We start from the raw sequence: 18440 nt of genomic DNA, 5'->3' as shown, positions 1-18440 counted from the left end.
GACCCTCAGCCCGCCCCCGGCGACACCGGCCTCTCGAAGAACGTTTCCAGTGACACCGTCGCCTGAGTCCCGCTCACCCCTTCGATCGCGTACAGCCGCCGCAGCACGTCCTGGAGTTGCTCCGTCGTCGGCGTGCGGACCTTCACCAGGACGCTTGCCGCGCCCGCGATGACATGCGCCTCCTGGATCTCGGGGATCGCCGCGAAGTCCGCCGCCCGGTCCCCCATCCACGCCGTCGAGTCGACCATGACGAAGGCCAGCACGCCCTGGCCCACGGCCGCCGGGTCCACGTCGATCGTCGTGCGGCGGATCACTCCACGCTCGCGCAGTTTCCGTACGCGCTCGTGCGCCGCACCCGCCGAGAGTCCCACCGCCTTGCCCAGGGTCGCGTAGGGCTGGGCGGCGTCCTCTTGCAGGAGCCTCAGCAGTTCTCGATCGGTGTCGTCCATCGGCCTCGCTCCCGCCCTCCGTTCAGCCATCCTTGACGTGCACCATATCTCGTACTGCATTATCTCCATGGTGCCGAACGTAGTTCGCTCACTCACACGTCAGACAGGGGTCGTTATGCCTAACCAAAAGTTCCCTACGTCGTACGAGATCCTGGACGAGCGGTTCCGCACGGGACGGTGCGCCAACGGGGACACCAAGCTGGAAGTGCTGTACGACGACTGCCGGTGGGCCGAAGGGCCGCTCTATCTGCCCGCCTGGCGGCAGCTCATCTGGAGCGACATACCCAACGACCGGCTGCTGCGCTGGGACGAGGTGACCGGCCGTGTCGGGGTCTTCCGGTCGAACGCCGGGCACGTCAACGGCAACACCCTCGACCGGGAGGGGCGGTTGATCTGCTGTGAACAGGGGAATCGACGCGTCACCCGCACCGAGCACGACGGCCGCGTCACCGTCCTCGCCGACCGCTTCGAAGGCAAGCGGTTCAACAGCCCGAACGACGCCGTGGTCCGCTCCGACGGGTCAGTTTGGTTTTCCGACCCTGACTTCGGGATCACCAATGACTACGAGGGGTTCCGGGCGCCCGCCGAGATCGGCGGCTGTCACGTCTATCGGATCGACCCCGTGACCGGTGACGTGCGGATCGTCGCCGACGGCTTCGAAGGGCCGAACGGGCTCGTCTTCTCGCCCGACGAGCGGCAGTTGTACGTGTCCGACTCCCGCGCGGCCCAGATCCGCGCCTTCGATGTGCGCGATGACGGCACCCTCTCGGACGGTGCCGTCTTCGCCGAGTCGAAGGAGTCCGGTTTCGACAACATCCGCTTCGACGACGAAGGGCGGCTGTGGGCGGCCGCGCTTCACGACGGGGTGCACTGCTACGACCCCGACGGCACCCTCATCGGGCGCATCACGGTCCCTGAGGACGTCGCCAACATCGCCTTCGGCGGCCCGAAGAACAACCGGGTCTTCATCACGGCGACGACCTCGCTCTACTCGCTGGTGATGTCCGTCACGGGGCTGCCGAGGGTCCGGGGCAATTGAACGACCGGGACCGACCCACTGGCTAGTTCACCGCGTCCATCTCGCCCAGCGCCAGCTCCACGTCGTACACCAGCGGTTCGTCCGCGACCATGAGGTGCCGCGCGCGGGACGCGTATCCGGGGGCCGTGACGGCCAGCAGGTACGCGCCCGCCGACGGGGCCGCGACGATGTACGAGCCGTCCGCCAGGGAGGTCACGCGGTCCATCTGACCGCCCGCCTTGGAGAGGAGGGTCAGGGTCGCGCCCTCCACCGGTTCGCCCTCCGCGGTGCGGATGAAACCGTGCACTACGGAGGCGCCGCCGGGCTCATGCGATTCGGCCACGCGCGTGTGGGGCATCGATACCGCCTCCGCCCGCTCTTCCCGCGGCCCCACCGGCTCTCCTCCCGGATCCACCGGCTCCACCGGCTCCACCAGCTCTTCCCGCGGCTCCACCGCCAAATGCGGGAGGCGCTTCTCCAGGCCCGCGGGAAGCCACCAGTTGGAGCGGCCGAGCAGATGCATGGCGGCCGGGACGAGGGCCGTGCGCAGGATGAACGCGTCCAGGGCCACCGCCGCGGCCAGGCCGATGCCTGCCATCGCACCCTCCATGTCGCCGCTCAGGACGAACGCGGAGAAGACACAGATCATGATCAGGGCCGCGCAGTTGATGACCCTGCTCGTCTCGGACAGGCCGACGCGAACCGCTCGCGCGTTGTCCTTCGTGTGCACCCACTCCTCGTGCATGCGGCTCACCAGGAACACCTGGTAGTCCATCGAGAGCCCGAAGAGCAGCGACAGCATGATGACGGGCAGGAAGGCGGTGATCGGGCCCTCCTTGCCGATGCCGAGGATCTCCGTGCCCCAGCCCCACTGGAAGACCGCCACCAGTACGCCGAAGGACGCCGCCGCCGCGATCAGGTTCATCAGGGCCGCCGTCAGCGGCACCACGAGGGAGCGGAACGCGACAAGCAGCAAGAGGAAGCCGAGCGTGATGATCGCTCCTACGAAGTAGGGCAGTCGATCGCCGGTCACCGCGGCGAAGTCCTTGAAGACGGCGGTGACGCCGCCTACATGGGCGTCGACTCCGGCCTCCGGAATCACGTCCCTCCGTAGACGGTCGATGAGCTGGTCCGTCTCCTCCGACTGGGGGGATGTCGTCGGGACCACGTTGATGACCGAAATGCCGTCCGACGGCGGTGCGGCCGCCGCCCTCGCGACGCCTTCCGTCTCGCGGATGGTCGCCACCAGGCCCCCGGTGTCGGCCTCTTCGGCCACTACTTGGAGTGGGCCGTTGAATCCCGGACCGAATCCCTCGGCCAGCATGTCGTACGCCTGCCGGGTGGTCGTCGACTCCTGGTGGTTGCCCTGGTCGGTCGCGCCGAGCCGCAGGGACAGGAGCGGCAGGGCCAGGAAGGCCATCACCACGAAGGCGAGCGCCGCGATCGAGCGCGGGCGCTTTTGGACGTACGAGGACCAGCGCGCCGCCAGGCCGCTCGCCTCGGCAGGCTCCGGTCCCTCGGCGGCGAGGCGGCGCCGCTGCCTGCGGCTGAGCACCCGGGGGCCGAGCACCCCGAGGAGCGAGGGCAGCAGGGTGATGGCCGCGAGGACGCTCAGGACCACCGTCAGGGAGGCCGCGATGACCACGCCGTCCAGGAAGCGCATGTTCATCACCAGCATCCCGGCGAGCGCGATGCACACCGTGCCGCCCGCGAAGAGCACCGCGCGGCCCGACGTGTTCAGGGCCTGCGCCGCGGACTCCTCGGGCTCCATGCCGCGCAGGATGCCGCGCCGGTGCCGGGTGACGATGAAGAGCGCGTAGTCGATGCCGACGCCCAGGCCGATCAACGAGCCGAGCAGCGGGGCCACTTCGGGGATGTCCGTGACGTGGCTGAGCAGCATCGTCGAGAGCATGCCGAGGCCCACTCCGAAGACGGCGATGACGATCGGCAGGACCATCGCGAAGAGCGAACCGAAGGCCAGGAAGAGGACGACGGCAGCGGCGGCGATGCCGACCATCTCGGCGATGCCCGTGGGCGGCTCCTGGGTGCGAGTGATCGCCTGGCCGCCCAGCTCGACCTGCAGACCGGCGCGTTCGGCGTTCTGAGCCGTGTCCACGACGTCCTGGACGAGGTCCTTGGGTACCGAGTTCGCCTCCTCGGCGAAGGTCACCTGGGCGTAGGCGATGCGCCCGTCCTGGCTGATCTGGGCCGCGCCCGCCTCCTTGGACGCGTACGGGCTCGTGACCTCGCCGACGCCCTTCATGCCGGCGATCTCCTTGAGCGCGGGCTCGATCCGGGAACGTACGTCCTCGTCGCGGGCCGAGGATCCCTCGTCGACGCGCCAGACGACCGTGTCGGTGTCTCCGGCGCTCTCCGGGAAGGCCTTCGTCATCAGGTCGTACGCGCGCTTGGAGTCGGTGTCCGGCAGGGAGAACACGTTCGCGTAGTCGGTGCCCGCGGAGGTCCCCGCGGCCCCCAGTCCGAACAGGGCTCCCACCCACAGCACAAGGACCACCAGACGGTGCCGATAGCACCATCGCGCCAATGCCGCCACGATCCACTCCTCCTCCGCGTCGCCAGGTCCCCCGGGTCCGAGCCTTCAGGAGCCTCAGCATCGGCGGCACCACGCTCAAGCGGCGTGACGCGGCCATGATTCTCAAGTAACTCCAAGGCACGGACCGGGTCTTCGTACAACGCCCGCGCCGATACTGAGGGCATGAGCCACGCCGAAGGCCAGCAGGGAACAGATGTCGGAGTGCCAACCCGTCCGGGCGGGACGGGCGCTACTGGTGCTACGGGCGGCTCTACGGGCGGCGGCACGGGTGGTCCCGGCAGCTGTGCCACCGTGCTCGTCGTCGAGGACGAGCCGAGCATCGCCGACGTGCTGGCCATCGCCCTGCGCTACCACCGCTTCGACGTGATGGTGGCAGGCACCGTGCGCGACGCTCTCGCCCTCGCCGGGCGCACCCGGCCCGACGTGGCGCTCCTGGACGTGATGCTGCCGGACGGCGACGGCCGCGCCCTGGCCAGGGAACTGCGCGCCCGGTGCCCCGAGTCGGCCCTGCTCTTCCTGACCGCGCGGGACGCGCCCGCGGAGGTGGTGGGGGCGCTCGCCTTCGGCGACGACTACATCACCAAGCCGTTCAACATCGACGAGGTCATCGCCCGCATCGGCGCGGTCCTGCGCCGCACCAGGGCGGGCGACGTGCTCCCCCAGCGCCCGCCGCTGCGCTACGGCGACCTGGAGCTGGACGAGACGGCCTACGTGGTGCGCCGCGCGGGCCGCACGGCGCAACTCACGCCCACCGAGTACGCGTTGCTGCGCTTCCTGGTCCGCAACGGCGGCCGCGTGGTGCCCAAGGAGCAACTCCTGCGCCATGTCTGGCAGTACGAGCACCCCGCCGAGTCGACCGTCGTGGAGACCTACATCAGCTACCTGCGGCGCAAGCTGGACGCGCTGGGCCCACCGGTGATCACGACCCGGCGGGGTGTCGGATACGGCCTCGCATGAGGCGTGCGCACCGCGGCGTGAGCTCGCTGCGCGCCAAGCTCACGTGGGTGAACGTGGCCCTCCTCGCCCTCGGCGTCATCGTGGCGACCGGCGTCAGCCTCATGGGCATGCGTCACTACCTGCTGGACAACGTGGACGCCGAGCTGACGCAGTCGCGCACCTCGCTGCTGAGCACCGGCCTCACCATGAAGGACATCGAGAGGCTCAGTGAACTGGGCATCGCGCTCGACAAGCTCTCACCCGGCGGCAAGGAGAGCGCGAGCGCCCTCCCGCGCGGGGACACGGTGTTCGTGGCGGTGAACGAACGTGGCGAGCCCGTCGCCATCGGTTCGCTCGCGCCGACCCCGCGCCAGCGCGCCCTGGCCGCCGCCGTCGACGACCCCGATGCGGTCGCCGGCAGGTCCGAGCCGCAGGACATCACCCTGGACGGGGACGCCCACCGCATGGTGGGCGCGGAGCTCGCCGACGGCACGACGGTCCTGATGGCCGCGGCCACCCAGAACGTGGAATCGGGCATCAAGAAGGCGCTCAAGCTGGACGCCGCCTTCGGAGTGGTCCTGTTGGCGCTGCTGGCCGTCCTGACGATGATGTCCGCGCGCCACCGGCTGCGGCCTCTGGAGGACATGGTCGAGACCGCGTCCGCCATCGCCGAGGGCGACCTCACCCGGCGCGTGCCCTCCAGCCGTGCCCCGGCGACGGAGACCGAGCAGCTGCGCCTGGCCCTCAACTCCATGCTCCACCAGGTCGAATCCGCCTTCGAGACCCGCGAGCGCAGCTCGGCACAGCTGCGCCGTTTTGTAGCCGATGCCTCGCACGAACTGCGTACGCCCTTGTCGGCGATCCGCGGCTACCTCCAGCTGTACGACAAGGGGATGCTCCGCGATCCGGCGGAACGCACGCGCGCGTGGAGCCGCGTCATCGCGGAGACCGACCGGATGGGACACCTCGTCGACGAGCTGCTCACCCTGGCCCGCCTGGACCAGCAGCCGGAACTGCGCTTCAGGAACGTCGACTTGAGCCGCCTGGTACGGGACGCCGCCGACGATCTGCGGGTGCAGGAGCCGGAGCGCCCGCTCACGGTCCGCGCCGAGGGGGCGGTGCTGATCCGCGCGGACGAGTCGGGGCTGCGCCAGGTGCTCGGAAATCTGCTGGGCAACGTACGTGTCCACACGCCCGCCGACGCGCCGGTCACGCTGGGCGTGGAGCGGCAGGACGGGGTGGTACGGCTGCGCGTGGCCGACCGGGGGCCCGGCCTCGCGGAGGAGGACGCGGCGCGCGTGTTCGACCGGTTCTTCCGCGCGGGCGGGGGCGCGGGCAGTGGGCTCGGGATGGCGATCGTGCAGGGGGTCGTCGCGGCGCACGGCGGCGAGGTGGGGGTGGAGACGGCGCCGGGGGCGGGGCTCACGGTGACGGTCACGTTGCCTGCGCGAACGGCTAATTGAGGGGCGGCGGCCAGCTGGGGAGGGGCTTAGGGACGGCTCAGGGCACGCTCAGCCCCGTACCAGTGCCCACACCGTCTTCCCGTGCCGTCCCCGCTGCCAGACGCCCCACGCCTCGGCGAGCGCGTCGAGCAGCCGCAGGCCTCGGCCGCCTTCTTCCAGGGCCTCCGCTTCGCGCGGCTCCGGGGCGTTCGGGCTCTCGTCGGAGACCTCTATGAAGCAGTCGCCGTCGGCGAGCACGGTGACGGCGACCTCGAACTCCCGGTCCGGGACGAGGCCGTGGCACACCGCGTTCGTCACGAGCTCCGACACGAGGAGCACGGCGTCGCGCAGCGCCGCGCTCTCCTCCTTGTGTCCCCAGGCGGCGAGATGATCGTGCACACGGAGCCGGGCGAGTGAGACGGATGCCGGATGCGGCGGAAGCCGGAAAGCCTGACGTCGCAACAACGTTCCCCCTATGGCACACCAAAGTGCCAAGAACCGCACACACTTCCGACACTTAATGCTGCGCAGTGGTCATGCTCGGTGTCACACCGTCACCTTACGGCCCGGCTGTATCCGGCCAGCTTTGTTTCGCATCGAACCGGCGCGCGATTACGCCTGGCGGGAGGTCAGTTCGACGACCGTGACGTCGGACGGCGCCCCCACCCGCACCGGCGGCCCCCACGCGCCCGCGCCACGCGTCACATACAGCTGCGTGTCGCCGTACCGCTCAAGGCCCGCGAGCGTCGGATTCGCCAGGTCGGCGATGAAATTGCCTGGCCACAGCTGTCCGCCGTGGGTGTGCCCGGAGAGCTGCAGGTCGACGCCGTGCTTGACGGCGTCGTGGATGACGACCGGCTGGTGGGCCAGGAGCACGGAGGCCCGCGAGCGGTCCCGGTCGCCCAGCGCCTTGGCGAAGTCGGGCCCGTGCCCGTCGCGCTCGCCCGCCACGTCGTCCACTCCCGCGAGGTCGAAGCCGGGCAGTTCGGTGCGGGCGTTCTCCAGGGGCCGCAGGCCGAGTTCGCGTACGTGATCGACCCACTGCTCGGCTCCCGAGAAGTACTCGTGGTTGCCGGTCACGAAGTACGTCCCGTGCCGCGCGCGGAGCTGCGCGAGCGGCGCGGCGGCGGGGCCGAGGTCCTCGACACTGCCGTCGACCAGGTCACCCACCACCGCGATGAGGTCGGGTTGTGTGCTGTTGATCGTGTCGACCACCCGCTGGGTGAAGCCGCGTCCGAGAATCGGCCCCAGGTGGACGTCGCTGACCACGGCGATCCGGAAACCGTGTGCCCCGCGCGGCAGCTTGGCCAGCGGCACGGTGACCCGCTTCACGCGGGGGCCCCGCAGGACGCCGTACGTTCCATAGCCGACTGTTCCGACGGCGACGGCCGCGGCGCTCCCGCCGACGACGCGGGAGACGAAGAGGCGGCGCGAGGGGGTGGTGGGAGCGGCTGGTTCCGCCCGCACTTCTGCGGGGGCGGGGTCCTCCGCCGAACCGGCGTCCTCCGTAGAGGCGCGTTTCGAACCGCGCCGCAAGAAGAAGGGCCGTACGAGCTCACCGACGAGAAGCGCGAGCACGAGATAGATCGACAGCGCCATCCACATGAAGCCCGGCCAGGCCAGCACCTTCTGCAGCCAGAACGGCGCCCCGGCCCGCTCACTGGCGACCGCCGCGAACATCAGCAGCGGCCCCGCCACGAAGACCACAGCGCCCGCACGCCGGGCGAACCCGGACCGGGCGGTGGTGTCCCGCACGAGACGCCGCCAGGCATACCACTGCATTGCGGCGAGGGCCGCGAGCGCGGCGAGGCCGACCAGCACGAACAGGATGACCACGGTTGCGCGCCCCTCAGCAGTGCCCGAAGTGACCGATCAGCTATGACGTACGGCGCAGAGCACGCACTCCGCGCAACCCGATGGCCCCTACCACCGTCCCCAAGACAAAGGAGGCGACGGCGAGCGTCAGGTGCACCCAGAAGTACGCGGTCGGGTCGCCTGCGTCATCGAAGGCGAGCCCGCTGCCGTCCTTCCACAGGTTCTTGACGAAAGTGATCCAGATGAACCAGCTCCACACCCCGAAGGCGAGCAGGAACCAGGAGACCGGGCGGCTGAGCTTCATACGTTCAGTATCGCGAGGCTCCCTTCCGCACCGCCGCCGGGGTGGGGAGTCCGGGCCGTCAAGGACACAGCCCACCTCGGCGGCGACTTCCACAGCGGCGCCCTGTACGTTCTCGTCCGTGCCTGCCCTAAAAAAGACCGCCATGTTGGTCACTTCCGCCGCATTGCTGACCATGTCGACCACAGCTCCCGCATGGGCGGACGACAAGCCGGGGGGCGGGAAGAAGCCCAAGCCGCCTGCTTCGATGTCGACCGTCGGCGGCGCCAAGCTCGGCAAGCCGGGCACCCAGGTGAGTCTCAAGGCGGGCGCTCCCGTCCTCCCCAAGGACCTGTCGGCGCGCTCCTGGATGGTGTCGGACGCCGAGACGGGCGAGGTCCTCGCCTCGCACAACTCGCACTGGCGGCTGCCCCCCGCGAGCACCCTGAAGATGCTCTTCGCGGACACGGTCCTGCCGAAGTTCCCCAAGACTCAGAAGCACAAGGTCGAGCTCTCCGACCTGGCGGGCATCGGTGCGGGCAGCAGCATGGTCGGCGTCAAGGAGAACGAGACGTACACGGTCCACGACCTGTGGCTCGGCGTCTTCCTGCGGTCGGGCAATGACGCGGTGCACGTCCTGTCGGCGATGAACGGCGGTGTCCCGCAGACCGTCAAGGACATGCAGTCGCACGCCGACGAACTGCAGGCCCTGGACACTCACGTGGTCAGCCCGGACGGCTACGACGAGAAGGGGCAGGTCTCCTCGGCGTACGACCTGACGCTGTTCGCCCGCTCCGGGCTGCAGAAGAAGGACTTCCGCGAGTACTGCTCAACGGCCACCGCCAAGTTCCCCGGCGAGACCAAGAAGGTCAAGAAGGGCAAGGACAAGGGCAAGAAGAAGCGCGAGTCCTTCGAGATCCAGAACACCAACCGACTCCTTACGGGGGATGTCGGTCTGGACGCCTACAAGGGCATCGCGGGCGTCAAGAACGGCAGCACCACGAACGCGGGCAACACCTTCACCGGTGTCGCCGAGCGCAACGGCAAGGTGCTGCTCGTGACCGTCATGAACCCCGACTCCGGTGAGCAGCACGCGGTCTACAAGGAGACCGAGCGCCTTCTCGACTGGGGCTTCAAGGCCTCCGGCAAGGTCGAGCCCGTGGGCGAACTGGTCGCTCCGAAGAGCGCCGGTACGGGCAGCGGCAAGGGTGCTCCCGGCGCCGGCAAGGGCGGGGCGGACTCGTCCAAGAACGTGGCGCACGCCTCCGACAAGGAGTCGGGCGGTGGTGCCGGCGTCGCGCTCGGGATCGCGGCCGGTGTCCTCGCGCTCATCGCCGCGGGGCTGTTCGTGATCAACCGCCGGATGCCGCTGCCGGACCTGGTGCGGCGGAAGACCCGCCGCTGACGCCGCCGGACTCTTCCTGCTTCTGTTCCTGCTTCTGTTCCTGCTCCTGCTCCTGCTCCGCTTCCGTACGCTCCTGCTTCCGCGTCGCTGTCCAGGCGGCGCAGAACAGCAGGAGCTTCGCGGTGAAGTTGATCCACAGGAGCAGCGCGACGGGTACTCCGAAGGCGCCGTACATGCTCTTCGCGGCGACGCCCTTCATGTAGCCGCCGAGCAGCAGCTTGAGCAGCTCGAATCCGGCCGCGCCGATCAGACCGGCGGTGATCAGGTGGCGGCGCGGCGGCTGGACGCCCGGCAGCAGGGTCAGGACGTAGAGCAGGAGCAGGAAGTCCGCGAGGACGGCGATGGCGAACGCGATCGCCTGGAGCAGCAGCCCGCCCCAGCCGTCCTCGGAGATCCCGATGAGGTCGGCGCTCCAGCCGACGGCGGTCGAGGCGAGGGTCGAGGCGACGACGGACGCCAGCCCCGCGCCGCCGAGTCCGACGAGCACCCCGGCGTCCTTGACCTTGCGCATGACGGGGTTCTCGTCGGTGTCCTCGAGCTCCCAGACGGCCCTCAGGCACTCCCTTGTCGAGCCGACCCAGCCGATGCCGGTGAAGAGCAGCAGGGCGCCCGCCACGAGGCCGACGGTGCCCGCGTTGGCGACCAGGGCGTCCAGGTTCAGCTGGTCGGAGATGCCGGGGACCTGCTTCGAGATGGTGTCCTCGAGTTTGTTCTGCTGGCTCTTGGAGAGCGTCGCGGCGGCGATGGCGGCGGCGACGGTGATCAGCGGGAAGAGCGCCAGGAAGCTGATGAACGTCATCGCGGCAGCGAGGCGGGTCCAGTGCACGCTGTCGAGCCGCTCGTACGCGCTCCACGCGTGCGTGCGCATCAGGCGCTCCACCAGGGGCCCGATGCCGGGGAGTTTCTTCAGCCAGTCCATGATGCCTCCCTGCCCGTTGTGCGGAAGACCAAGGTCCGTGTACCCCAGAAACGCAGAACAGTGGCGAGCGCCATACCGACGCCCGCCCCGGAGATGGTGTCCGCACGCTGTGAGGTGAGACCGAGGCCGTAGTGGGACACCGCGATGCAGAGCAACTGCACCAGGGCTCCCGCGATGTTGACGGCGAAGAAGATCCCGTACTGGCGAAGACGCGAGACCCCGGCCGCCTCACGTCTCCGGTAAGTGCCGAGCGCGTTGCCCGCGTACGCGACCGTGCAACCGGCGACGAACGACAGCGCCTTGGCGGTCAGCGGGTCCATACCGATGGGCCCGCGCAGCCAGATGAAGAGGCTGAGGTCGACGGCGTACGCGCAGATCCCGGCGGCGGCGAAGCCGAGCAGTTCGGGGCCCATGGCCCGTAGCCGCTCCCTGAAGGGGCTCACCAGTCGGCGACCGCGAGGCCGTACATGGCGATCCACACCAGGCCGATGACGGCAAGGGCACGGTCGCGCAGGACGACGTCCTCGGGCTCTCCCGCGGTGCCCCGGTCGGCGAATACGGCGTACCGCAGGACGGCGAGGACGAAGGCGGCCATCGACAGCTGCCGCCAGGGCAGCAGGCCGTTGCCCGTGCCGCCGCTCTCCATGGCCCACAGGCAGTACGCGAGTACGGCGACTCCGGCGGCCAGCTGCCAGACGAAGCGGAGGTAGCCGGTGGTGTATTCGGTGAGCAACGCGCGCGTGGCGCCCGCTTTCCCGGACATCTGCACGGCTTCGGAGTAGCGCTTGGCGGCGACCATGAAGAGCGCGCCGAAGCCCGTCGTGATCAGGAACCACCGCGAGAGCGGGATGTCCAGGGCCACTCCCCCGATCATCGCCCGCATCAGGAAGCCCGTGGTGACGACGGCGAGGTCGATGACGAGGACGTGCTTGAGGCTGACGCAGTAGGCCAGTTGCATCACTACGTAGGCGGCGAGAAGGCCCGCTGTCAGGGGCGTGCAGAACGCGGCGGCGGCCGCCGGCGCGAGCACGGCGAGCAGCCCGCCGACCACGTACGCGAGCGCCACAGGCACCTGGCCTGCGGCGACCGGTCTGCGGCACTTGGTGGGATGGGCGCGGTCGGCATCGGCGTCACGCGCGTCGTTGATCAGGTAGACGGCGGACGCGGCGGCCGTGAACAGCGCGAACACCACGGCTAGTTGGATCAGCGAGTGGCGCGAGAAGAGCTCACCCGCGGCGGCGGGGGCCGCGACGACCAGGACGTTCTTCACCCACTGGCGGGGTCGGGCGGTCTTCAGGAGGCCGAGCGGCAGGGCCAGGGAGCCCGAGCCGGACGGCCGGGGCGGCTGGGGGCGTTCGAGCAGGGCGGTGCGGTCAGCCATGCGAGCGGCCCCCGTTCATCCAGGCGGAGCCCACGCGCGCGGTGAGGGCGCCGAGGGCCGCTCCGGCCGCCACGTCGCTCGGGTAGTGGACGCCGACGATCATCCGCGAGACACACATCGCGGCGGCGAGCGGCGGGACGACGTGGGCTCCCAGGGGGCTCAGCGTGCCGTACGCGACGGTGGCCGCGGCGGCCGAAGTGGCGTGCGAACTGGGGAAGGAGTGCCGTCCCGCGGTCCTGACGAGGGGCTCCACGCCCGGGTCGCCGCCGGGACGCGGGCGCCTTACCACCCGTTTGACGCCCATGCTGGCCAAGTGCGCGGCGGCGGTCAGCGCCGTGCCGCGCAGCCACGCGTCGCGCCGCTCGCGGTCGACCGCGGCGCCCGCGAGCCCCGCGACGATCCAGAGGGCGCCGTGCTCGCCGGTCCAGGACAGGGCCCGTGCGGCGGCGGCCACGCGCGCGTCGGAGCCGCAGTCGCGCAGGGCCGACAACAGCCGGTGGTCCATGTCGTGCATGTGGCCTCCCTCTCCGGGGACTTCAAGGACCTGACCTCGGCGACTCTTCTAGGCAACCTCTCAATATTTACGGCAATATAGGACGACACTCCATCAATCACCCATTTCGGTGAGGGCTCTGACGAATATGGGCAAACTGCCCTTGCTCGGACGATACGGTCACGCCTATGCCTGCCGACTCCGCTCCGCCCGCCGACTCCGCGATCGCGCCGACCGTGTCCGTGTCGGGCTGGGGACGCACCGCCCCGTCCACGGCCCGCCTGATCCGCCCCCGTTCGCCCGAGGAGGCCGTGGCGGCCCTCCAGGCCTGCGGGGAGCGTGGCGGCATCGCCAGAGGCCTTGGGCGGGCCTATGGGGACGCCGCGCAGAACGCGGGCGGCGCGGTCCTCGACATGACCGGCATGGACCGCGTGCACGCCATCGACGCCGACGCGGGCACCGTCCTGTGCGACGCCGGGGTCTCCCTGCACCGCCTGATGGAAGTCCTGCTCCCGCTCGGCTGGTTCGTGCCGGTCACGCCGGGGACCCGCTATGTGACGGTGGGCGGCGCGATCGGCACGGACATCCACGGCAAGAACCACCACGGGTCCGGGTCGTTCTCGCGCCATGTGATGGCCGTGGAACTGCTCACCGCCGACGGCACGGTGCAGGCGGTCGAGCGCGGCACCCCTCTGTTCGACGCGACGGCGGGCGGCATGGGCCTGACGGGCGTGATCCTCGCCGCGACGCTGCAACTGCAGCCGGTCGAGACCTCGTTGATGACGGTGGACACCGAGCGCGCCACCGACCTTGACGACTTGATGGCCCGCCTCACCGCCACCGACCACCGCTATCGCTACTCCGTGGCCTGGATCGACCTCCTCGCGCGCGGGGCGTCGATGGGGCGCTCGGTGCTCACGCGCGGCGACCACGCTCCCCTGGACGCCCTCCCGGCACGCGCGCGTAGAGCGCCGTTGACGTTCCGCCCCGGCCAACTGCCGCCCGCCCCGCGCTTCCTGCCCGAAGGGCTGCTCGGCCGCAAGTCGGTGGGCCTCTTCAACGAGCTCTGGTACCGCAAGGCACCGCGCAGCCGGGTGGGCGAGCTCCAGAAGATGTCGACCTTCTTCCACCCCCTGGACGGCGTCCCGCACTGGAACCGCGTGTACGGCCGCGGCGGCTTCGTGCAGTACCAATTCGTCGTCGGGTACGGCAAGGAAGAGTCCCTGCGGCGCATCGTGCGGCGCATCTCGGAGCGCGGCTGTCCGTCCTTCCTCGCCGTACTGAAGCGCTTCGGAGAGGGCGATCCGGGCTGGCTCTCCTTCCCGATGCCCGGCTGGACCCTCGCCCTGGACATCCCGGCGAACCTGCCGGGCCTCGGCGCCTTCCTCGACGAGCTCGACGAGGAGGTCGCCGCCTCCGACGGCCGCGTCTACCTGGCCAAGGACTCCCGCCTGCGGCCGGAGATGCTCGCCGCGATGTACCCGCGGCTCGACGACTTCCGCGCGCTGCGGGCCGACCTCGACCCGCGCGGCGTGTTCCGCTCGGACCTCTCGCGCCGCCTCGCCCTCTAGCACCTCCAGGAGTTGGTCCCATGAAGGACGCCTTCGGCACCCCCCAGTCCCTGCTCGTACTCGGCGGCACCTCCGAGATCGGCCTCGCCACCGCCCGCCGTCTGGTCGCGCGGCGCACCCGCACCGTGTGGCTCGCCGGGCGGCCGTCCCCGGGCCTGGAGAAGGCCGCGGCGGGCCTGCGCGACATGGGTGCGGACGTCCGTACCGTCGCCTTCGACGCGCTGGACTCCGAGTCCCACGAGGGCACGCTCGGCAAGATCTTCGCCGAGGGCGACATCGACATGGTCCTGCTGGCCTTCGGCATCCTCGGCGACCAGGCACGCGACGAGGACGAACCGCTGTCGGCGGTGCGCGTCGCGCAGACGAACTACACCGGCGCGGTATCGGCCGGCCTGGTGTGCGCGCGGTCGCTCCAGGCCCAGGGGCACGGCTCCCTGGTGGTGCTCTCCTCGGTCGCGGGCGAGCGTGCCCGCCGCTCGAACTTCATCTACGGGTCCAGCAAGGCGGGCCTCGACGCGTTCGCCCAGGGCCTGGGCGACGCGCTGCACGGCACGGGGGTGCACGTGATGGTGGTCCGCCCCGGCTTCGTACGCTCCAAGATGACGGCGGGCCTGGAGGAAGCCCCCATGGCGACCACTCCGGAGGCGGTCGCCGAGGCCATCGAGACGGGCCTGCGGCGGCGCTCGGAGACGGTGTGGGTGCCCGGCGCGCTACGGGTGGTCATGTCGGCGCTGCGTCACGCCCCGCGGGCGGTGTTCCGGCGGCTCCCGGTGTGAGGCGCTTCGGGGCCGGGCGCCCAGGCGGGCCCTTCGGGGTCAGGCGCCTGGATCAGCGGGCGGGCAGCGTGCCGTGCGCGGCGGGGGCGGCCGCCTGCGGAGGCACCACCGGTCCCCCACCGCCGAAGACGAACTCGCGCAGCTTGCGCCACACTCCGTCGGCGCCCTGCTCGTAGAGCGCGAAGCCGGTGCAGGGCCACTCGGCCTCGTACTCCGAGAGCTCCGCGTACGCCCGGTCCATGGACTCTTCGGAGATGCCGTGCGCCACCGTGACGTGCGGGTGGTACGGGAACTGCAGCTCGCGCGCCATGGGCCCGGACGCGTCCCGCACCCGCTCCTGCAGCCAGCCGCAGGCGGCGCCGCCCGCCACCACCTGGACGAAGACGACGGGCGACAGCGGACGGAACGTGCCCGTTCCGGAGAGCCGCATCGGGAAGGGGCGCCCGGCGGCCGCCACGGCCCCCAGGTGCGCCTCGACGGCGGGCAGCGCCGTGGCGTCCACCTCGGTCGGCGGCAGCAGCGTGACGTGGGTGGGGATGCCGTGTGCCGCGGGGTCCCCGAAGCCCACGCGCCGCTCCTGGAGCAGGCTGCCGTGAGGCTCCGGGACCGCGATCGACACACCGATCGTTACGGTCCCCACGTCGTACTCCTGTCGGTCGGGTGGCGGGCAGAGGGCGCTGCTGCACCTGGCGTGATGCAGGGGGGCGGGTGGCTCAGTGCTTGGCGGGCAGCAGGCCCACCTTGTCGTACGCCTGGGCGAGGGTCTCCGCGGCGACGGCGCGCGCCTTCTCCGCACCCTTGGCCAGGATCGAGTCGAGCGTCTCCGGGTCGTCCAGGTAGGCCTGGGTGCGGTCCCGGAAGGGAGTCACGAAGTCGACCATGACCTCGGCGAGGTCAGTCTTCAGCGCACCGTAGCCCTTGCCGGCGTACTTCTGCTCCAGTTCCGGGATACCGGCACCGGTGAGCGTCGAGTAGATGGTGAGGAGGTTGCTGACACCCGGCTTGTTCACGGTGTCGTAGCGCACGACCGTGTCGGTGTCGGTGACCGCGCTCTTGACCTTCTTGGCGGTGGCCTTGGGCTCGTCGAGGAGGTTGATCAGGCCCTTCGGAGTGGACGCCGACTTGCTCATCTTGATCGACGGGTCCTGAAGGTCGAAGATCTTCGCCGTCTCCTTGAGGATGTACGCCGCCGGGACGGTGAACGTCTCGCCGAAGCGGCCGTTGAACCGCTCCGCGAGGTCGCGGGTCAGCTCGATGTGCTGGCGCTGGTCCTCGCCGACCGGGACCTGATTGGCCTGGTAGAGCAGGATGTCCGCGACCTGGAGCACCGGGTACGTGAAGAGGCCCACCGAGGCGCGGTCCGCACCCTGCTTGGCCGCCTTGTCCTTGAACTGCGTCATGCGCGACGCCTCGCCGAAGCCCGTCAGGCAGTTCATGATCCAGCCGAGCTGGGCGTGCTCGGGGACGTGGCTCTGCACGAAGAGCGTGCAGCGCTCCGGGTCGAGTCCGGCGGCGAGGAGCTGGGCCGCGGCGAGCCGGGTGTTGGCACGGAGCTCGGCCGGGTCCTGCGGGATCGTGATCGCGTGCAGGTCCACCACCATGTAGAAGGCGTCGTGGGACTCCTGCAGCGCCACCCACTGGCGGACCGCGCCAAGGTAGTTGCCGAGGTGGAACGAGCCTGCGGTGGGCTGGATTCCGGAAAGCACGCGAGGACGATCAAGGGCCATGGAGCCATTCTCTCAGGTGTCTCTCATTGCTCGGAAACAGACGTGTGACGGGTGTGCCGCGATCTTGTCCTGGCCCGTGCCCCACCTCGCCTCGATCCGGTCCTCGCGAATACGGAACCGATCTCGTCCGGCCGGTGTATCAAGAGTGTGAGGGCACAGGGGGAGGTCCTGGAGGGGGGCCGCGTCGTCGACGAGGGTGCGGTGATCGCGCGTGTGCGCGCCGGGGAGGCGGAGGCGTACGCGGAGTTGGTGCGCGCTTTCACCGGGCTCGCGCTCAGGGCGGCCGTGGCACTCGGGGCGGGAGCGGACGCGGAAGACGTGGTGCAGCAGGCCTTTTTCAAGGCGTACTGCTCCTTGGGGCGGTTCAGGGACGGCTCGGCGTTCAAGCCGTGGCTGTTGTCGATCGTCGCCAATGAGACGAGGAACACAGTGCGTTCGGCGGTCCGGCAGCGGTCGCTCGTCGGACGTGAGGCGGCGCTCGCGGAGGCGGAGCCGCTGATACCGGAATCGGCGGACCCGGCGATGGCGGCGCTGCGGGACGAGCGCCGGGCGGCCCTGCTCGCCGCGCTCGACCGGCTGAGCGAGGAGCACCGCCTGGTCGTCACGTACCGCTATCTCCTGGAGATGGACGAGACGGAGACCGCCGAGGCGCTGGGCTGGCCGCGGGGCACGGTCAAGTCCCGGCTGAACCGCGCGCTGCGGAAGCTGGAGCGGATCCTGCCGCAGGGAGCGGGAGGAGGTGACGGGCATGAGTGAGCGGGGCGACGGTCAGGACGGTCAGGACGGTCAGAACAATGTCGCCGCCGAGGAGGCCGGGCGGGGCACCCGTCGGCTTCCTGAGGAGCTGCGGGCGCTCGGCCGGTCCTTCGGTCCGCCGGGGGTCACGGGCGAGTCGATGGCCGAGCGGGTCATCGCGCAGATCATCGCGGAGTCGGTGCCGGTCCCGGTGGCCGAGCCGCCGGGTCTCCTCTCCCGGCTGCGGTCGTGGCTGCGGGCGCGGTGGCGGGTCCTGACGGCGGCGCTGTGCGGGCTCCTGACGGCGGCGGTGCTCACACCGCCGGTGCGGGCCGCGGTCTTCGAGTGGTTCGACTTCGGCGGGGTCGAGGTGCGGTACGACCCGTCGGCGACCCCGCCGACCGAGGCCGGTGTGCCGGGGTGCGGTGGCGGGGTGAGCCTGTCCGAGGCCGAGCGGCGGGCCGGGTTCGCGCCCGCGGTGCCGGGCGCGCTCGGCCCGCCGGACGCCGTGGCGGTGACGCGGGAGCCGGGCGCGCGCGTCCTGGTCACGCTGTGCTGGCGCGACCAGGGCCGGACGATACGGCTCGACGCGTTCGGGGCGCCGCTGGACCCGAGCTTCAGCAAGACGGTGACGGAGCGTCCTGACTGGGTTCAGGTCGGCCGGGAGACGGGGCTGTGGTTCCCGCGCCCGCATCGGCTCACGTTCTGGATGGTGGCGGGCGACGGCGACCGGTGGACGCGCTCCGAACGGACCTCGGGGCCGACGCTCCTGTGGACGCACGGGCCGGAGCTCACGCTGCGGCTCGAGGGCGTGGCGTCGAAGGAGCGGGCGCTGGAGATCGGGAAGTCGGTCTCGGTTCGGCCGGGGGAATCGGGAACCTGAACGGCTCGGGCGGTGTACCAGAAGTGACGCGGTGCGGACGGGTCGTGCCGGAGAGC

General features: G+C 70.7%; 19 protein-coding genes. 8 read left to right on the top strand and 11 right to left on the bottom strand.

The features are described from left to right. Positions 1-5 precede the first annotated feature (5 nt). Positions 6-449: an Lrp/AsnC family transcriptional regulator gene (locus tag E5671_RS28715; protein ID WP_160506788.1), complete on the bottom strand. Its 444-nt coding sequence runs from the start codon at positions 447-449 to the stop codon at positions 6-8. A gap of 115 nt (positions 450-564) precedes the next feature. Here E5671_RS28715 and E5671_RS28710 point away from each other — a divergent pair, with 115 nt between their 5' ends. Continuing rightward, positions 565-1488, top strand: coding sequence for an SMP-30/gluconolactonase/LRE family protein (locus E5671_RS28710; RefSeq protein ID WP_160506787.1), 924 nt, complete (start codon positions 565-567; stop codon positions 1486-1488). A gap of 22 nt (positions 1489-1510) precedes the next feature. Here E5671_RS28710 and E5671_RS28705 read toward each other — a convergent pair whose 3' ends face one another. Next, positions 1511-4012, bottom strand: coding sequence for an MMPL family transporter (locus E5671_RS28705; RefSeq protein ID WP_160510467.1), 2502 nt, complete (start codon positions 4010-4012; stop codon positions 1511-1513). Positions 4013-4312: 300 nt separating this feature from the next. Between E5671_RS28705 and E5671_RS28700 the strand changes: the two genes are divergently transcribed. After that, a complete protein-coding gene (locus tag E5671_RS28700) occupies positions 4313-4978 on the top strand; it encodes a response regulator transcription factor (protein WP_336606069.1) in 666 nt (221 codons plus the stop codon). Continuing rightward, positions 4975-6420, top strand: coding sequence for a sensor histidine kinase (locus tag E5671_RS28695; protein WP_160506785.1), 1446 nt, complete (start codon positions 4975-4977; stop codon positions 6418-6420). The genes E5671_RS28700 and E5671_RS28695 overlap by 4 nt, the downstream gene beginning before the upstream one ends. A 48-nt stretch (positions 6421-6468) precedes the next feature. Here E5671_RS28695 and E5671_RS28690 read toward each other — a convergent pair whose 3' ends face one another. The 3 genes from E5671_RS28690 to E5671_RS28680 form a co-directional block, all read right to left on the bottom strand. After that, complete coding sequence (locus tag E5671_RS28690) at positions 6469-6864, bottom strand: ATP-binding protein (RefSeq protein WP_160506784.1); 396 nt, start codon at positions 6862-6864, stop codon at positions 6469-6471. A 147-nt stretch (positions 6865-7011) separates the two neighbouring features. Then, entirely contained in the window at positions 7012-8235 is a 1224-nt protein-coding gene (locus E5671_RS28685; protein WP_160506783.1) for a metallophosphoesterase, read from the bottom strand. A 40-nt stretch (positions 8236-8275) separates the two neighbouring features. After that, positions 8276-8518: an SCO4848 family membrane protein gene (locus tag E5671_RS28680; protein WP_160506782.1), complete on the bottom strand. Its 243-nt coding sequence runs from the start codon at positions 8516-8518 to the stop codon at positions 8276-8278. 118 nt (positions 8519-8636) lie between these two features. Between E5671_RS28680 and E5671_RS28675 the strand changes: the two genes are divergently transcribed. After that, positions 8637-9899, top strand: coding sequence for a D-alanyl-D-alanine carboxypeptidase family protein (locus E5671_RS28675; RefSeq protein WP_443032708.1), 1263 nt, complete (start codon positions 8637-8639; stop codon positions 9897-9899). Here the strand turns inward: E5671_RS28675 and E5671_RS28670 are convergent. From E5671_RS28670 to E5671_RS28655, 4 genes are read right to left on the bottom strand one after another with little or no spacing between them, the layout of a single operon-like run. Then, on the bottom strand, positions 9847-10818 hold the full coding sequence (locus tag E5671_RS28670) for a YihY/virulence factor BrkB family protein (protein ID WP_160506780.1): 972 nt from the start codon (positions 10816-10818) through the stop codon (positions 9847-9849). The two genes, E5671_RS28675 and E5671_RS28670, sit on opposite strands and share 53 nt — an antisense overlap. After that, a complete protein-coding gene (locus tag E5671_RS28665) occupies positions 10806-11231 on the bottom strand; it encodes a GtrA family protein (protein ID WP_160506779.1) in 426 nt (141 codons plus the stop codon). Before E5671_RS28665 ends, E5671_RS28670 begins: the two co-directional genes overlap by 13 nt. 26 nt (positions 11232-11257) lie before the next feature. Then, positions 11258-12199: a decaprenyl-phosphate phosphoribosyltransferase gene (locus E5671_RS28660; protein WP_160506778.1), complete on the bottom strand. Its 942-nt coding sequence runs from the start codon at positions 12197-12199 to the stop codon at positions 11258-11260. Beyond that, positions 12192-12713: a phosphatase PAP2 family protein gene (locus E5671_RS28655; RefSeq protein ID WP_160506777.1), complete on the bottom strand. Its 522-nt coding sequence runs from the start codon at positions 12711-12713 to the stop codon at positions 12192-12194. Before E5671_RS28655 ends, E5671_RS28660 begins: the two co-directional genes overlap by 8 nt. Positions 12714-12880: 167 nt before the next feature. On the opposite strand from E5671_RS28655, the gene E5671_RS28650 reads away from it, so the two are divergent. Then, positions 12881-14263 (top strand): FAD-binding oxidoreductase, encoded by a 1383-nt coding sequence (locus tag E5671_RS28650; RefSeq protein ID WP_160506776.1) that lies wholly within the window; start codon positions 12881-12883, stop codon positions 14261-14263. Positions 14264-14283: 20 nt separating this feature from the next. Continuing rightward, positions 14284-15039, top strand: coding sequence for a decaprenylphospho-beta-D-erythro-pentofuranosid-2-ulose 2-reductase (locus E5671_RS28645; protein ID WP_160506775.1), 756 nt, complete (start codon positions 14284-14286; stop codon positions 15037-15039). A gap of 52 nt (positions 15040-15091) precedes the next feature. Here the strand turns inward: E5671_RS28645 and E5671_RS28640 are convergent, their stop codons facing one another. Together E5671_RS28640 and trpS are read right to left on the bottom strand one after the other, a co-directional pair. Then, entirely contained in the window at positions 15092-15679 is a 588-nt protein-coding gene (locus tag E5671_RS28640; RefSeq protein ID WP_160506774.1) for a 2'-5' RNA ligase family protein, read from the bottom strand. 73 nt (positions 15680-15752) lie between these two features. Further along, positions 15753-16766, bottom strand: a complete 1014-nt coding sequence (trpS, locus tag E5671_RS28635; RefSeq protein WP_160506773.1) for a tryptophan--tRNA ligase — start codon at positions 16764-16766, stop codon at positions 15753-15755. Between the two features lie 147 nt (positions 16767-16913). Here trpS and E5671_RS28630 point away from each other — a divergent pair, with 147 nt between their 5' ends. Continuing rightward, on the top strand, positions 16914-17522 hold the full coding sequence (locus E5671_RS28630) for an RNA polymerase sigma factor (RefSeq protein ID WP_336605868.1): 609 nt from the start codon (positions 16914-16916) through the stop codon (positions 17520-17522). Continuing rightward, positions 17515-18384, top strand: coding sequence for a hypothetical protein (locus E5671_RS28625; RefSeq protein WP_237330258.1), 870 nt, complete (start codon positions 17515-17517; stop codon positions 18382-18384). The genes E5671_RS28630 and E5671_RS28625 overlap by 8 nt, the downstream gene beginning before the upstream one ends. Positions 18385-18440: the final 56 nt, after the last annotated feature.

The organism is Streptomyces sp. BA2, assembly GCF_009769735.1.
Lineage (GTDB): Bacteria > Actinomycetota > Actinomycetes > Streptomycetales > Streptomycetaceae > Streptomyces.
Note: the sequence above shows the minus strand (reverse complement) of the source record. Positions and strands in the feature narration are given on the sequence as shown.

Bases quoted from the DNA above. Each gene is read 5' to 3' on its own strand.
- E5671_RS28670 (WP_160506780.1), bottom strand. From the start codon at position 10,818: ATGGACTGGCTGAAGAAACTCCCCGGCATCGGGCCCCTGGTGGAGCGC.
- trpS (WP_160506773.1), bottom strand. From the start codon at position 16,766: ATGGCCCTTGATCGTCCTCGCGTGCTTTCCGGAATCCAGCCCACCGCA.
- E5671_RS28665 (WP_160506779.1), bottom strand. From the start codon at position 11,231: ATGGGCCCCGAACTGCTCGGCTTCGCCGCCGCCGGGATCTGCGCGTAC.
- E5671_RS28655 (WP_160506777.1), bottom strand. From the start codon at position 12,713: ATGCACGACATGGACCACCGGCTGTTGTCGGCCCTGCGCGACTGCGGC.
- E5671_RS28660 (WP_160506778.1), bottom strand. From the start codon at position 12,199: ATGGCTGACCGCACCGCCCTGCTCGAACGCCCCCAGCCGCCCCGGCCG.
- E5671_RS28650 (WP_160506776.1), top strand. From the start codon at position 12,881: ATGCCTGCCGACTCCGCTCCGCCCGCCGACTCCGCGATCGCGCCGACC.
- E5671_RS28695 (WP_160506785.1), top strand. From the start codon at position 4,975: ATGAGGCGTGCGCACCGCGGCGTGAGCTCGCTGCGCGCCAAGCTCACG.
- E5671_RS28625 (WP_237330258.1), top strand. From the start codon at position 17,515: ATGAGTGAGCGGGGCGACGGTCAGGACGGTCAGGACGGTCAGAACAAT.
- E5671_RS28710 (WP_160506787.1), top strand. From the start codon at position 565: ATGCCTAACCAAAAGTTCCCTACGTCGTACGAGATCCTGGACGAGCGG.
- E5671_RS28645 (WP_160506775.1), top strand. From the start codon at position 14,284: ATGAAGGACGCCTTCGGCACCCCCCAGTCCCTGCTCGTACTCGGCGGC.
- E5671_RS28715 (WP_160506788.1), bottom strand. From the start codon at position 449: ATGGACGACACCGATCGAGAACTGCTGAGGCTCCTGCAAGAGGACGCC.
- E5671_RS28680 (WP_160506782.1), bottom strand. From the start codon at position 8,518: ATGAAGCTCAGCCGCCCGGTCTCCTGGTTCCTGCTCGCCTTCGGGGTG.